Consider the following 14,638-nt stretch of genomic DNA (forward strand, 5'->3'; position numbering starts at 1 on the left):
GCTCGTATGGGTCGACGCGACGGGGGAGGCAGCGAGGTGCCTGACGATCCGAGGCTGGCCGCTGAGCAGCGGGCGCGGGTGCTCATAGACCAACAGCTGACTGACGCCGGGTGGTTGGTTCAGGATCGGAAGCACATCAATTTGTTCGCCGGTCTGGGCATCGCGGTCCGCGAAATGATCATGGCCATGGGGCATGGCCGTGTGGACTACCTGCTCTACGTCGACAAGCGGGTTGTGGGGGTGGTTGAGGCTAAGCCGGTGGGCACCACCCTATCCGGCGTCGAGTGGCAGTCCGCCATGTACGCCGAAGGGCTGCCGCCCGAGGTACGACTCAAGGCCTTGACCGTGGACGGGCGCCTGCCGTTCGTCTTCGAGGCCAGCGGCACGGAGACCCACTTCACGAACGGCTACGACCCCCAACCGCGGGCCCGGCGGCTATTCAACGTCCCCAAGCCGGAAACGCTCGCCCGTATCCTGCGGGACGCGGAGCGCGACCCGGCCCGACCGACCTGGCGAGCCAAGGTCCGAGCCTTGCCAGCGTTGGACGAGGGCCCGATGCGCAAGGCTCAGGTTGCCGCGATCCGCGGGATCGAGCAGTCGCTGGTTGAGCAGCGGTTCGACCGCTCGCTGGTGCAGATGGCCACTGGCGCCGGTAAGACCTACACGGCGGTGACCGAGTCCTACCGGCTGCTGAAGTTCGGCGGCTTCAACCGAGTGTTGTTCCTTGTCGATCGCAACAACCTCGGCGATCAGACGCTGGCGGAGTTCCAGAATTACCGTACGCCCGACGATGGGCGCCGCTTCACCGAGATCTACAACGTCGACAAGCTCACCGGCGCGGGGATGCTTGGTTCCACCCAGGTCGTGATCTCCACTATCCAGCGGGTGTTCAAGACCCTCAAGAACGAGGATGTGGCCGAGGGCGACGACCCCGGCCTGGACGGCTACGTCCCCGCCGCTCCCGTCACCGTCGCCTACAACCCGCTGCTGCCCCCGGAGACCTTCGACCTGGTCATCGTCGACGAGGCGCACCGCTCCATCTACGGCGTCTGGCGAGGGGTGCTGGAATACTTCGACGCCCACATCATCGGCCTGACCGCCACGCCGGGCAAGCAGACCTTTGGATTCTTCCGGCAGAACCTTGTTTCCGAGTACACCTATCCCGAATCGGTGGCCGATCTGGTCAACGTCGACTTCGACCTATACCGGATCAAAACCCAGATCACCGCCGACGGCTCCTCGATCGAGGCGGGCACCGTCGTGCCGATGGTGGACCGCCGCACCCGCGCACAGCGTCTGGAAGCACTGGACGAGGACCTCGTCTACACCAGCAGGCAGCTGGACCGTGCGGTGACCTCCACCAGCCAGATCCGCCTGGTGTTGGAGACATTCCGCGACAAGCTGCCCGAGATCTTCCCCGGCCGTTCGACCGTGCCCAAGACACTGATCTTCTGCAAGGACGACAACCACGCCGAAGAGGTCGTCACCACGGTGCGGGAGGTGTTCGGCAAGGGCAACGACTTCGCCGCCAAGATCACCTATAACACAAAGGACCCCAAGGGCCAGCTCCAGGCATTTCGGACCTCGGCGGTCCTGCGGATCGCGGTCACCGTCGACATGATCGCCACCGGCACCGACGTCAAGGCGCTGGAGTGCGTGTTCTTCATGCGCGACGTCCGCTCGGCCCAGTACTTCGAGCAGATGAAGGGCCGCGGAGCGCGCACCATCTCCTCAGCCGACTTCCGCGCCGTCACCCCGGACGCCACCGAGAAGACCCGGTTCGTCATCGTCGACGCGATCGGCGTCACCGAGCACGACTTCGTCGACCCACCCCTGAACCGACAGAAAGGCATCAGCCTGAAGAAGCTGCTCGACAAGGCAGCCACGCTCACCCTCATCGAGGACGAAACCGCCACCCTCGCCTCGCGCCTGACGGCCTTGGAGTTGCAGCTCACGCCAGCCGAGCGGGCCGAGTTGGACCAGGTCGCCGGGACCTCCGTCCAGGCGATCGTTCGTGGCCTCGTGGACGCGGTCGACCCGGACAAACAGGCCCACGCTGTCCAAGGAGCCGCCGACCCGGCTGCCGCCGTCCAGCAGCTCCTCGACCAGGCGATCCAACCGCTCGCGGCCAACCCGGAACTGCGTAACCGGATCCTCGAACTCCGGCGCGCTCACGACCAAATCATTGACGAGGTCAGCGTGGACGTGCTCCTGGACGCGCACGGCGTGGTCGACACCGACCGGGCCCGGTCCGTCGTCGAAAGCTGGTCGCAATACCTCGCCGAGCACCGCGACGAGATCAGCGCCATCCAACTGATGACCGAGGCCCGCGAACGCCGCATCTCCTTCGATGACATCCAGGAACTCGCCGATCGGATCAGCCGGCCGCCCTACAACTGGACCCCCGAGGTGATCTGGGCCGCCTACGAGGCCCTTGAGACGGGCCGAGTCCGGCGCAGCACCCGGCACACCCTCACCGACCTGGTGTCCCTCATGCGTTTCGCCATCGGTGAAGACGATGAACTGGTCCCTTACGCCGACCGAGTGCGCGAGCGCTACGCTGCGTGGCTCGTCCAGCAAGATCAGGCGGGCGCCAAGTTCAGCGAGACCGAGAGGTGGTGGCTCGATCGCATGGTTGAGGTAATCGCATCCTCAGCAGGCATCACCCCCGAGGACCTTGACCGAGCCCCCTTCACCCACCGTGGTGGTGCCGACGGCGCCCTCCGTGACCTGGGCGAGGGCCGTACGGCGGAGCTACTGGACGAGCTGAACAAGGAACTGCCCGCATGACGCCGATCCTTCCCATCCCGAACGGTTGGACGTGGGCACCTCTCGGAGAAATCGCCGACGTCGTCGGCGGCGTCACCAAGGACACGAAGAAGCAGTCTGATCCAGCCCTTCCCCTCGTGCCCTACCTGCGGGTCGCCAACGTTCAACGCGGCCGTATTGACCTGTCATCGATAGCCGAAATTCGCGTACCCGAAGCAACTGCCAAACGGCTTCAGCTCCTGCCCGGTGATGTCCTCTTGAACGAGGGTGGCGACCGGGACAAGTTGGGTCGAGGATGGGTATGGGAAGGACAGATTCCCGACTGTATCCACCAGAACCACGTGTTTCGGGCGCGGATTCGCGACCAGGCGTTGCATCCCAAGCTGCTCGCCTGGTTTGCCAACGAGTGTGCGAAGGACTGGTTCGAGAAGTACGGCCGGCAAACGACAAATCTGGCATCGATAAGCCTCTCGCAGATCAAGCAGCTTCCGGTGCCAATACCACCCGCCTCGGCGCAGAACCGACTGGTGGAACTGCTGGAGGACCATCTCTCCCGACTCGATTTGGTACTGGCCACATGCGCGGCGACAGCACAACGCCTTAACCGTCTGCGACAGGCGGAGCTTAACGCGAAGTTCGGCCTGAGCAATGACGACTCCATTGCCCTCGGTGACCTCCTGACAGGAATCCAAGCCGGGCGGTCTGTCGGCGGTTCCGCACCCCCAGCTCGGGACGACGAGTGGGGGATTATCAAGGTCAGTGCAATGACCTGGGGCGAGTTTCGTCCGCAAGAAAACAAGGCGGTCACCGAATCGCTGGTCAACCCGAACTTCGAGATCATGCCCGGTGATCTGCTCGTCAGCCGCGCCAACACGAGCGAGTATGTAGGTGCGCCGGTCCTCGTGGGCGAAGTGCGTCGACGTCTACTTCTCAGCGACAAGAGCCTGAGACTCTTGCCGAGGGGGGACGTCCACCCCGAGTGGCTCTGGAGGGCACTCCAAGCGCCGAGCGCAAGGCGGCAAATCTCAGCCGCAGCCACCGGCACCAAAGACTCCATGCGCAACATCTCGCAAAAATCCCTGATGAGCATCCGGTTGCCGCGAGTTGAGCCAGACAAACAACGCTGGCTGGCGAAGGCTTACGCCGAGCGAGACGCCGAACTCAAGCGCATCGGCCAAGCCGCAACGTCCGGAACTCTGCGTGTAAATGTCCTTCGGCGCGCCCTGTTGATTGCCGCATACTCGGGGACTTTGAACGACAACATCGAGGAGCTTGCTGGTGTCTGATGCGCGCAGGTTGGTCGACAAGCTGTGGTCCTACTGCAATGTGTTGCGCGACGACGGCGTTGGCACGATCGAGTACGTCGAGCAGCTCACCTATCTACTTTTTCTCAAGATGGCGCACGAACGTGCCACCCGCAAGTTCAATCCCCAGCAGATCGTTCCGACGGAGTACTCCTGGCAGACACTGCTGGATGCCAAAGGTGACGCACTCGAAACGCAGTACCGGCATATCCTTGAAGAGCTCGGGAAGCGACCCGGTGTATTGGGAACGATCTTCCGCAAGGCGCAGAACCGAATCCAAGATCCCGCGAAGCTGAAGCGGCTCATCGTCGACCTCATCGACAAGGAGAACTGGTCGGCCACTGGTACCGATATCAAGGGCGACGCCTACGAAGCGCTCCTGTCCAAGGGGGCCGAAGACATCAAGTCCGGCGCCGGGCAGTACTTCACTCCACGAGCGGTGATCCAGGCGATGGTCGATTGCATCCGGCCGACGGTAAAGGACACCGTAGTCGATCCGGCTGCAGGGACCGCGGGTTTCCTGCTCGCCGCGCACGAGTACGCATCTCGCGGGTCGGAGTCGATGACCCGCACCGAGAGGGATCACCTCCAGCACGACTTCGCCTACGGCTACGAGCTTGTCGACGGCACAGCCCGCCTTGCCGCGATGAACATGCTCCTGCACGGCATCGGAAACCCGGCCGGTGACTCGTTGATCGAGGTGCGCGACGCGCTGATCGCAGATCCCGGCCAACGGTGGTCTGTTGTTCTGTCCAATCCGCCATTTGGTCGCAAATCTTCATTGGCGATGGTAGGAGCGGATGGGCTGGAGGTCCGCGAAGACCGCGAAATCGAACGCCAGGACTTCGTCGTCACCACGTCGAACAAACAGCTCAACTTCCTTCAGCACATCGCCACTATTCTGGACATTAACGGCCGGGCCGCCGTCGTGCTCCCGGACAACGTGCTTTTCGAGGGCGGCGCAGGCGAGACGCTGCGGCGCAAGTTGCTCCGTGACTTCGACCTACACACCATGCTGCGCCTGCCGACCGGCATCTTCTATGCCCAAGGCGTCAAGGCGAACGTGTTGTTCTTCGACAAGAAGCCTGCGGCCGAGCACCCCTGGACTGGCAGGCTCTGGATCTATGACCTGCGCACCAACCAACATTTCACACTCAAGCAGAACCCGCTTCGCCGTCAACACCTAGACGATTTCGTAGACTGCTATGCACCCGGAAAGCAGTACTCCGAGCGGATCGAGTCCGAACGATTCAGGTCCTTCACCTACGACGAACTTATCGCACGCGACAAGGTCAATCTCGATATCACGTGGCTCCGTGATGAGTCACTCGAAGATACCGACAATCTCCCGGCCCCACACCTCATCGCCCGCGAGATCATCGAGGATCTCACTGCCGCGCTGGTCGAGCTCGAAGCCGTCGCCGCGGCGCTCGAGCCGTCATCTGCTGGCACATCGGACTGAACATCGATTCGACATCTGGCTCTTCGACCATACGGTTGACCCGGTGGCGTCGACCTACCGACGCAGAATGAGATCGCCGTAGGGTTCGTCGTCAAGTTCGGCACAGGTGACCTGATTAATCCAACCCGCCGCCGAGCATGATCTGCAACTCCTTCCTCACAGCTTCGTTGAGGACCTCCCGAGACTCGTTGGCATTCGTCGGATCGGTACCCTCCGGAGGTTGCATACTTGGAATCGCATCATGCAGGCCGAGGGTGTAATGGAGCTCATGAATGCGGCGAAGCGCTGATTGCGTGAGCCTCGTTACTTCACTGGAGCCGACCAATTGCACCGCAGCAGCCGCCTGCCGTGCCCGATCTTCCAGTTGCGCGCCAGTACGGAAGATGCCAGGTTCTGGACCGTCTCCGACGAGGTTGTACCGACCATACGCGCACAACTCGTCATACCAGTGATTGATGGCCGCAACCAGCTCTCCGTACACCTCAAGTCGGCGGTCCAGCAGGCGTTGCTGCCGCTCCCAATTCCAGGCTTCACTCACAGCGTCGCGATCACGCCGCCAACGGAGTTCCTCGCGTTGCATTTCACGACTCCATCTGCGGTCCTCCCTCCAAGCATTCACTAGTTGGCCAGCGACCACGCCCAGGATGCCAAGACCGGCCACGCTAAGTGTTACCCAAATGGGGATGCTCCCTGACTGCATGTCGCAGCACGATAGCTCCCAGTGCAGCAGACGATTTCGTTGGTAGATGCCGAGGCTAAGTGCGCAGCCATCGACGGTTCCCTATCTCGCCGGTTGCAGTGACCGAATCAGACTATCGAGGTGATAGCTTCTCGGTAGGCCAGTGCGTGAGGAAGTCGCCCAACGCGTTGTCGATCAGAACGCCTCGCTCGGTAGGGATCTGGCCAGGGCCGAGGTTCTCGCTGAAGGCGTCGGCGAGGATGTCGGTGATTTGTTCCTGTTCGTCGAGTGTCGGGCGTTCGTGCGAGCGGAGCGAATCGAGCAGAGCAGGGTCTTGCTCAGCGAGAATGGCGATGATCACTTCTCGATGTTGATCCGAAATAACGTCGAGAGCGTTTGTCATGGGTGTCTCCATCCTGCGCTGGACTTGGGCCACGCGGTGATGATCTTGCCATCCTTGTTGAGGTTGACGACCGCATCCTCACCGGTGTACCGGTAATGGCCGCCGTATTTGTCCGGTCGGTACTGTGGGTCCTTCACCGGGTTGCTGACAGCATCCTGGATTGCTTTGTCACTGACGCCGTGGCCGTTTCGAGTTTCGATTTGTTGCTGTCCGTGCTCGGTCGCGCCGGTTACCTCCTGCGGCGGCGGGAAGGTGGGTTCCGCGGCTGCTGCTTCCGCTGCGGCGTCAGTTTGGTGGTTGGTGTCCAGGGGCGTGATTTCATCGTCGCCTGCCGCGTTGGCGATGATGCCCATGAGCGCCGCGCCGGTCATGGTCGCGCCTGTCGCCATGCCGGCAGCGGAGATGATATTCAGGGGGACACCAGCTACTGCACCTACGCCCGTGGCGTCCAGCGCGACACCCGCGACCTGCCCTGCGGTACTGACTGCGAAGAGCCCGACGCCTGCGGCTGCCGCGAGGACGAGCTCAGGGTGGTGGATCGCGGCGTTGCCCAAGGAGGCCAAGCCGTTCACCAGGTGCGCCCCGGCGTTGGCCAAGGTGGCACCGAGTTCGTCCATCCAATCAGATTTCTCCGGTGCCGATTCGGCCTCACCGCTCAGGATTCCGGCGGCAACGTCGCCAGCGTCGCTGAGCTGTTGTCTGGCTCGGTTCAAGATCTCGCGGGCGGCTTGTCGGTTCGCCTCGCCGGGATCTGTGAACGGAGGGATGGGTTGATTCTGCGCCTGGGCTTGTGCGGCCGCCGTGTCATGGGCGGTTTTGGCTTGTTGTGTAGCCGCTTGGCCTTGGTCCCACAGGTGGATGGCTTCGGTGGCTTGTGACTGTGCCCATCGAAGCGTGCTTGCGTAGTTCTCCAGCGCTTCGGCGCCCGCGAGTAGCGACTCCGCCGCGTTGAACCACTTCCGCGGCTCATAGGTGAACTTGTCGCGGAATGCGTCGGAGGCGGGTCCCTTCCAAGCGCCGGTATCAATGGCGCGTAGTCCGTCTCCGGCATGCTCAGCCGCTGTGGCCCGGCCGCGGAGTACGCGCGCGTTTTCCTCAATGGCTTCGGGATTGCCCGGAACGAGTTCGCGGGGGTCCTGGGTCTGGCCGAGCTCAGCCATCCACGGCCCCCATTCCAGGGTCATTCGGCATGCTCTGAGCTGCCGCTTGGTCCACGGCCCGATACACCTTGGCTACCTTGGTGAGGGTTTCGCCGATGGCTTCGGCATCTCCGGTGAGGGTGTCCAGGCCGTCGCTCCAGCGGGAGCAGTAGTCGGCGAGCGCGGCATGTAACCCGTCGTGGCCGTAGAGGACCGGTTCGCCGCACAACCTGCGCAGCTCGAAGCTGTCCTGATCATGGACGCTCTGCACAACGCCTTGAGCAGCCTCCTCGACCGCATCCACATTGACATCGAACCCCGGTCCGTGGAGCTCGGTCGCCACCTGCGTCACCTCCTCCGCGCCAGGCGCGGCCCTCCTCCCGTTGTGGAGAGACCGCTTAACACTCACCGCGTCTCATCGTGGCGAACCACAAGGCTGTGCACATCCGGATCGGAGAAAGTTCCGCGTCATGAACATGTGAGCTTTTCCTCTGCCCCGGCAAAGGCACCTTTTCCGAACAGTGTCCGGCCTTAGCGCGGTGGTTTCCGCGTGGGGTAAACCACCGCCGTCAGGCGGGGCCATACCGGCGCCTACGCCACCGGCCCGCTGTCGGGGTGGGCGTGTCAAATAACCGGTCCGGCGCAGCACCATCTGCCCGGCGCGCGCCAGCAGTGACGTAGCCTGCTGGCGGTGAACATCTCGTCGAGGAGGGGCCGCCGCATCAACCTCTACGAGAGCCGCGCAGCGTCGAAAGCACGTCGCATGCAGTCCGCCGGTCAGACTCGGTTGGGGTCAGGCCGTGTAATTATATCCGCGCACCACCCAAATGGGTGAAAGGCGCGTGTGTGGGGCGTACCTGCGCCGAGAGATCGGCGTTCAGGCGCGCACCCATTTATGTCGCGTGGCAGCTGGATTGACTCGTTTGGTACCTTCACTGTGGGCCAGTGCGAAGGCCTTGCCGTCGTGGAACTCCCGGACTTGGTTCCCGCTAGGGCGGTTGAAGGGGTTCACGCTCCCGCAGCTCGAAACAGCAATCACATGAGTGGTATCAGCTGATCTCGATTACCGCTGGCCGGGTGGCGGAACGGGAGATGACTGTGCCCTCCGGTGGCCTTCCGGCCCTATCTGGTATCGCCGTGCGCCCTCTGGTGGTGGCGATTGCCCACCTGCCGATCCTCATTGTGGCGTTGTTCGCCATTCCAGTGTGGATGACAGCTGTCCTGCGCCCAGGAACGCACAGCGAGTTGGCGTTGCGCCTGTTGCGGGAGCTACGTACCTGGAGTCGAGAGGTGATCGTCGCGGTGTATGGAGCCCGGCGGCGATGAACAGGAAGAAGCGGAGGAACACCGCGCGTCGCCGAGCGCACTACACCGGCGAGAAGCACTGGAGGGCTCTCCGGGAGATGCCGCAGCCCGGCGATGGACCGCCGTGGATTCCTGCCGCGCAGAGCCTCGCTCAACAGTTCCTGGAGTCATCCGTGCTGCATCGCCTGTTGCACGGAGCTCGAGCACTGTGGCGAGACGGCGCGCGGCCGGAGTTTCCCTTATTCGTCGAGTCGGTGAGTCCGACTGTGAACAGCTTGCGGGTGGTCGTACCCGTGGGCGATGCGCGGGCTTTTGGCGCGGCGTTGGTCCTGCGACAGACCGGTGCCGTTCGGCCTCCTGCCGACGAGGTCGAAATCCTCTCAGTGGGCGGCAACGTCTTGCACGTGAAGAGCACGAGTTCGGGGTCAGGCCTGGTCGAGGTGCTCTGCTCGTGGAACGAGATATATGAGGCAGTCCACGATGATTCGCCTGTTTCGTCCTCCGCCGTCCTTCGCCTGCACGCCAGGTCGGGCCCTCGCTTGCCCGCAAGTGAGCGCGCGGTCTTCAGCGGTCTGCTGCGGAGGATCGCACTGTTCGATGATCCAATGGCCCTCGACTGGTTGTTCGGGTGGCACCGGTGGTTGCTGTTCGGTCGCGTTGGGGCACGGCCACCTCTGCCCAAGAGTCTGGTCTGCGACCTGACCGACGAGAGCTTTGGTCTAGGACCGGAGCAGCTTCGAACCCTGGGCATCGACAGCTCGCCAAGCTCATCGCCTGCCGCCGGTGCCTCAGCTGCCGAGCACACGCTGACCACCACGGCCGGACCTCCCGCGCGGGCCACCGCAGAAGTTCCCGAGGCGACAAAAACGCTTTCCGCACCTGCCGAATCCGTTGTGCACGCGGGCAATGAACAGGACAACAGGCCAGCGCAGACCTCGGCCCACTACCGCCATCTCGCCGTCACCGCCTTGCGCTTGGTCTCGGAGAATCTCAGTCGGCACGACTACTACGCGTTGGAGTTTCCGGAGCGCTGGCGGAAACCCCTGCTGGCGCTCACCGATGTCCGCGGGGGCGGACGTCTCCCGATTGCCGCGCTGAACGAAGCGGTTACCGCTGTGCTCGCCGACTGCGTGGTGACTCGGTCTTGGGGTGGCGATGGCGAGGATTGGCTCTTGGGTTACCACCCGGTGCCCACCGAGCTGATCTTCCGACTGGTCGCCGGTTGGGTTCTAGCGCAGGACGCCGATCCGGAACTGATCCAATCAACATTGACGCAGCTCAGCCCCTCCGACCTAGTTTGGAAGAGGGTCAACGTCACCCTGGACCAGCCCTTCGGAAGGCTCGCGCGGTTAATCTCGATGGACGTGGCGGCCAGGCTGTCACGTCCCGATGCTCGGGCGCCGTTCGGAGGTCTGTGCTTCCTCCGCTGCCCGAGTGCACGCGGCGCCGAAGTTATGTCCTGGCCGCCAGAGCAGACGGACTCGATGGCGTTCTCCATCACCATCTCAATCACGGTGCATTCCCGGCCGTTCAGCGACGAGCCCATCGTTCATCTTGCCTTCGGGGTACGCCGGTGGATGCCGGTACGCGGAAAGGTCACGGCCGGACAAAAACGCACTGTCTATCTCGCGGCCGTTGATCCTGACCTGACAGGACGGGATGTGGCGCGGCATTTCGGCACCGCCAACATCAAGCTCGTTCGCGAGCTGCAGGCCAGCGGCGACGCTGTGAGCTGGAAACCCCAATGGTCCGGAGCAATGACGCGAGTGCTCGACAACGCCGGCTTGCTTCACCAACTACCCGATCCTGCGGACCTCGTCGACAACCCGCGAATGTGGTTGCAACGACCTGTTGCCGCAGCGGTGCCCTACCGCGCTGGCATGCTGGACTGGGTGAACGTGAGCGGTGGCCTGTCAGCGATTGACCGGGCTCCGTTGATGGACTGGGCCGTCAAGGAACTCGCCCCGCATCTGCGCCCGATGGAGCCGTTGCCCCGCGCGCTGGGCACGGTGTACAAGGGCCTGACCCGCGTGGCTGCCAACGCGATTGAGCCGAACGTCCTCGCCGACGTGGTCGGCCGGCGGTTGAGCATCGAACTGTTCACCGAGACCGACACGGCCGTCCAGCAGACCCTCGACCGGATTGGTCACTTGCTTGGCGTGGAGTTCCCACGCGCCCACGACCTGTCCAACAACGAGATGCTCGTGAACTTGGGATCGGTGACGGTCGGCGTACGACGCATCGACACCTCGGACGCATCCCCCGACCTTGTTGTCGATCGACCTGCGTCAGAGTCTGCGACCAGGGCGTTTGCGGACCGCATCACGCGCTCGCTCAACCGCGCCACACACCCAACGATCGCTCTGGTGGAAACGGCACTAGCCGACGGCTATGGGAGTCGCACCAACGAGACGAAAGCGGCCCTCCGGCACGCGTTGGCCAAGACGGGTCGACTTAGCCAGTTCTTGGCCCCGGTTCGAACGCAGAACCAGCCTGACGCCATGAATGGACCAGCAGCCCCGGACTCGGGCAGGTCCGCCCGCGCCGTCGACGATCTATTTGGCCAGCTCGGTGTGCGACCCGCCGAGCTCCCGTCACCAGCGCGCAACACGCTGACCCGCCGTCCGGCAATGTTGGCGCTCAGGATGATCCGCCACGGCGACCGCGGTGCTCGAAGCGTTCGGCGGCAGTTGCCCATCGCCGTTCTCATCGACCCCACCGGCCAACAAATACGCGTCCGGACGCCCGATACCACCTGGGAGCCGCTGCACACCGCACTGCTCACCATCGCCGAACATCATGCCCTCACCGACCCGTACGTATCGTCCGGCCCCGAACAGTTCATCAAGGAAGTCATCGAGGACACCGTCGCGGAGTACACCGACACACTTCTACTCACCCACGCGCAGAATTTCCGTATCGCGTGGCCCTTCCTCATGAATAGCCGACTGGACATCGACACGATGGACTTCGGTGAGGGCCCGCAGCCGATCGCCACGCTGCGCGGCCTTCGACACGTACTATTGCGCACATCCGAATCCGGCGAAGTACCGGACTGCTACGGCATCAACGGCGACACCATCGGGCAACCCAAGGCGCTATGGCGGTCGCCCGAACCGCGATCGTTCGTCAGCACCACCGGCAAGCCGGCAATAGCAGTAGACGCGACGCTGTACAACTCGAAGATCGATGCCGGATGGCGCCACGGCAAGTCGACCAGGCTCAACCACCGGGCGCAGGTGTGGAACGAGCAACTCGTCGAACTGCTCGTCGCTGGCATCCAAGAAGGCGACCAACCCGAACACTGGGCCACGCTCGTTCACAACCTCCGGGACGCAGCCCCATACATCCGTTGGCCCACCCGGTTACCTTGGCCGCTACACGTCGCCCAACAGATCGAGGAATACCTCCCCTGAGTGCGTGGCGTGGGTCGGCCTGGCCGACCAAGAGGTCTGACCGGTCGAACCACTGGTAAATGACACCGTCTGGAACTCGGCGGTCGACCTCGACTTCGACATCCACGAAAGGCCGCTTGTTGAACCGCGCACTTCTGCACCATGCTGGCAGAACCGTGCACCGACCGGTCCGCACACATGCTGGCTCACGGGCACCTCTTTGGTGGCGAATTTTTGGACCCGGTGTGCTCGGTGGGTGCTCGGCGGCAGAAAGCCAACCCGGCATACGTTGGCGGATAGCGACACCCTGGAATAGTGATTACCTGCGGAAACGTCACACGGCGACATTGCGGGACATCTGGCGACACGGGGTCCAGTTGACTCTTAATCAGCGGGTTCGGGGTTCGAGTCCCTGCTGGCGCACATTTCTGAAACGATCCCACCTGCGAGTTCGGGTGGGATTTTTCTTTGCGACTGTCCACATCGGTCGTTTGGGTGCTCGATGTGTGCTCGCGGGCAGGAGCCCCGCAGCTCGCAAGATCAGGTGCCAGCGGGAACGACGCTAGAGCGGACCCGCGCACTGTGCCCCGGCGACTTGGCGCTGGCGGCGAACATGGGACTCTTTGTCGGCCGCTGACGTGACGATCCCCGTTTGCGGCATGGTCCCCACCCGCCGCTGTCCGCCGCCGAGCGCCCCGCTGGTGGTCCCGAATGCACATGGCATCCCGATGCGACATCGGGACGTCGCGCGGGACCAGACCGCCGAGATCGCGATCTGGTTGCTCGAATCGCCGCCGAGATCCGCAGCGACTGAGCGGCGACGCAGGGGCGGAGTTCGCGGAAGTCCACTGTGGGGTGCCCACGGGGAATATCGCGACGTGAGCATGGGCCCGGCCAGGCGAGTCGGGCGACCCGCTCCTCGATCTGGCCACGGTCCAGGCGGGATCGGGCGGCCAGCGTCGGCATCATCGCGCTGAACCAGGGACCCTCGGCGGGCCGTCCGTTCGGCAGCCGGTCGGCGGTGAGCAGGGTGACGGTGCGGCTGTCGTAGCACGGTCTGCTCAGCGGCCGGGAGCCGAACGCGTCGAAGTACAGCTTGCGCCGGCCTGGCGGGTGCGGACGTATCGCGTCTGGTGCTGGACCGATCGCATGCCCAGCTCCGTGAGCGTCCATCGGCCACCCGCGAAGTGGAGGTGACCGATGGCGGCAAGAGCGCGCAAGGCCCGGTCCACCAGTTCCCGCTCCAGTGCGAAGCACTCGGCCGGCTCCGCAGTGGTTGTCAGCTCGGTTTCGGCGATGCCACGGGAGAGATAGCGGTCAATCAGCTCGTAGTCCCCGGCCTCGGTGACCTCGGCCTGGATAGTCACCGACCACATCGGCGGCAGCAGGGCAAAGATCCGGTTCGGGACGATGCCCCTGGTGAACGCGGTGTCCTCCCGACGCGCTGCTCGGGATAGGAGAGCGGCTGAATGAGGATTGGAAACTCCCGAATACCGCAGACGGTTGTCACGAGGCCGGCAGGTTCATCTGGCGCGATGTCCCTGTCAGCGCACCCCGGTGATGAACGCCTTCACGACTGCCACCACAGTGGCGTAGCGGGCGGGACGAGAACCAGATAGCAACGCGTGCACCGTCGAGGCTGCAATCCGACGGTCGTGGTCATCAACCGGGGCATGCTGACGAACGAGAAACCCTGCTGGGCGTCCTGACAGCCCATCCAGACCTGACCGGCCAGCGGCCGGGTCAAACGTTGATCGCCGACCGGCAGTACTACGGCACACACTTCGAGCACGCCCTGGCCCAAGCCGGGATCACGCTGCTGCGCCAGGCCCGCAAGGGCGAACCGGTCAGGCCTGGCGCAGCGTTGTTCAAGCCGCTGCGTCAGACCATCGAGTCGATCAACCAGACCTTCAAGGCACAGCTTGACCTGGAACGCCACGCCGGGTGCACACCAGCCGGGGTGATCATCCGGGTCCTGCAACACATCCTCACGTTGACCGCCGCGATCTGGCACAACGACAAGACCGGCCAGCCCATCAAACGATCATTAACCGCTTGCGACCACTGGACCCTTGGAATCAATCACCAAGTCAAACTGGCTGGAGGCCGCAGGTGTTCGCGGACGAGTGAAGCGAGGAGCCGAAGACGTTGAGTTCTGATGTGATCGGCGTGGATCCGCACA

Annotated in this window: 9 protein-coding genes, 1 tRNA gene and 1 pseudogene; 6 read left to right on the top strand and 5 right to left on the bottom strand. The window is 63.6% G+C overall.

Annotated features, from left to right (window positions below):
* Positions 1 to 36 precede the first annotated feature (36 nt).
* Genes ACU6XJ_RS04765 through ACU6XJ_RS04775 form a run of 3 tightly spaced genes read left to right on the top strand, consistent with a single transcriptional unit; the run spans position 37 to position 5,535 of the window.
* On the top strand, positions 37 to 2,790 hold the full coding sequence (locus tag ACU6XJ_RS04765; RefSeq protein WP_476307134.1) for a type I restriction endonuclease subunit R: 2,754 nt from the start codon (positions 37 to 39) through the stop codon (positions 2,788 to 2,790).
* Positions 2,787 to 4,055, top strand: a complete 1,269-nt coding sequence (locus ACU6XJ_RS04770) for a restriction endonuclease subunit S (protein ID WP_476307135.1) — start codon at positions 2,787 to 2,789, stop codon at positions 4,053 to 4,055. Before ACU6XJ_RS04765 ends, ACU6XJ_RS04770 begins: the two co-directional genes overlap by 4 nt.
* The gene (locus ACU6XJ_RS04775) at positions 4,048 to 5,535 is read left to right on the top strand and encodes a class I SAM-dependent DNA methyltransferase (RefSeq protein WP_476307136.1); all 1,488 of its coding nucleotides are present in this window, start codon (positions 4,048 to 4,050) and stop codon (positions 5,533 to 5,535) included. Before ACU6XJ_RS04770 ends, ACU6XJ_RS04775 begins: the two co-directional genes overlap by 8 nt.
* 115 nt (positions 5,536 to 5,650) lie before the next feature.
* On the opposite strand, the gene ACU6XJ_RS04780 is transcribed toward ACU6XJ_RS04775, so the two are convergent.
* The 4 genes from ACU6XJ_RS04780 to ACU6XJ_RS04795 all read right to left on the bottom strand — a co-directional run bounded on the left by ACU6XJ_RS04780 (position 5,651) and on the right by ACU6XJ_RS04795 (position 8,099).
* Positions 5,651 to 6,115, bottom strand: a complete 465-nt coding sequence (locus ACU6XJ_RS04780) for a hypothetical protein (RefSeq protein WP_476307137.1) — start codon at positions 6,113 to 6,115, stop codon at positions 5,651 to 5,653.
* 232 nt (positions 6,116 to 6,347) lie between these two features.
* The gene (locus tag ACU6XJ_RS04785; RefSeq protein WP_476307138.1) at positions 6,348 to 6,617 is read right to left on the bottom strand and encodes a hypothetical protein; all 270 of its coding nucleotides are present in this window, start codon (positions 6,615 to 6,617) and stop codon (positions 6,348 to 6,350) included.
* On the bottom strand, positions 6,614 to 7,777 hold the full coding sequence (locus tag ACU6XJ_RS04790; RefSeq protein WP_476307139.1) for a putative T7SS-secreted protein: 1,164 nt from the start codon (positions 7,775 to 7,777) through the stop codon (positions 6,614 to 6,616). The genes ACU6XJ_RS04785 and ACU6XJ_RS04790 overlap by 4 nt, the downstream gene beginning before the upstream one ends.
* Positions 7,770 to 8,099 (bottom strand): hypothetical protein, encoded by a 330-nt coding sequence (locus ACU6XJ_RS04795; protein ID WP_476307140.1) that lies wholly within the window; start codon positions 8,097 to 8,099, stop codon positions 7,770 to 7,772. Before ACU6XJ_RS04795 ends, ACU6XJ_RS04790 begins: the two co-directional genes overlap by 8 nt.
* 979 nt (positions 8,100 to 9,078) lie before the next feature.
* Here ACU6XJ_RS04795 and ACU6XJ_RS04800 point away from each other — a divergent pair.
* Positions 9,079 to 12,477, top strand: a complete 3,399-nt coding sequence (locus ACU6XJ_RS04800) for a pPIWI_RE module domain-containing protein (protein WP_476307141.1) — start codon at positions 9,079 to 9,081, stop codon at positions 12,475 to 12,477.
* Positions 12,478 to 12,805: 328 nt separating this feature from the next.
* Positions 12,806 to 12,879: transfer RNA gene (locus ACU6XJ_RS04805), tRNA-Lys, on the top strand.
* 638 nt (positions 12,880 to 13,517) lie between these two features.
* On the opposite strand, the gene ACU6XJ_RS04810 is transcribed toward ACU6XJ_RS04805, so the two are convergent.
* Positions 13,518 to 13,823: a hypothetical protein gene (locus tag ACU6XJ_RS04810; RefSeq protein ID WP_476307142.1), complete on the bottom strand. Its 306-nt coding sequence runs from the start codon at positions 13,821 to 13,823 to the stop codon at positions 13,518 to 13,520.
* A gap of 308 nt (positions 13,824 to 14,131) precedes the next feature.
* Here ACU6XJ_RS04810 and ACU6XJ_RS04815 point away from each other — a divergent pair.
* Positions 14,132 to 14,521 (top strand): annotated as a pseudogene (locus tag ACU6XJ_RS04815) (IS982 family transposase); the annotation flags it as partial.
* Between the last annotated feature and the right edge of the window lie 117 nt (positions 14,522 to 14,638).

It is taken from the genome of Actinorectispora metalli (assembly GCF_056323685.1).